General features: G+C 66.5%; 1 protein-coding gene. It reads left to right on the top strand.

Features of this window, described 5'->3' with window-relative positions; translation table 11 throughout:
• The coding region (locus tag ACFWJO_RS39920; RefSeq protein ID WP_386873221.1) for a TraM recognition domain-containing protein at positions 1-343 on the top strand (343 nt) is incomplete at both ends.

The raw sequence follows: 343 nt of genomic DNA, 5'->3' as shown, positions 1-343 counted from the left end.
CGCCAACGTCGTGCGCTGGACAACTCTGCCCGCGCTCTACAGCCACTACGGCTCACGCGGCATCGTCATCCAGACCATCCTGCAGTCCTACGAACAGGGCATGAACGTGTGGGGCCGCGACGGAATGGACATGCTCACCTCCGCATCGAACGTGCTCGGCTACGGCGGCGGCGTCAAGGTCGGCGGGTCCGGCTTCCTGCGGTCGATGTCCGAAGCCGTCGGCGACCACTACGAGATCACCGGATCGGTGTCCTCGAACGGCAGCAACGGTCGCTCCGTCTCACGTCAGCGGTCCCTGGTGCGCACTCTGACCGAGAAGGAGCTCGAGGCTCTGCCCCGCGGC

This window comes from Streptomyces sp. NPDC127092 (assembly GCF_042722475.1).
GTDB lineage: Bacteria > Actinomycetota > Actinomycetes > Streptomycetales > Streptomycetaceae > Streptomyces.
Note: the sequence above shows the minus strand (reverse complement) of the source record. Positions and strands in the feature narration are given on the sequence as shown.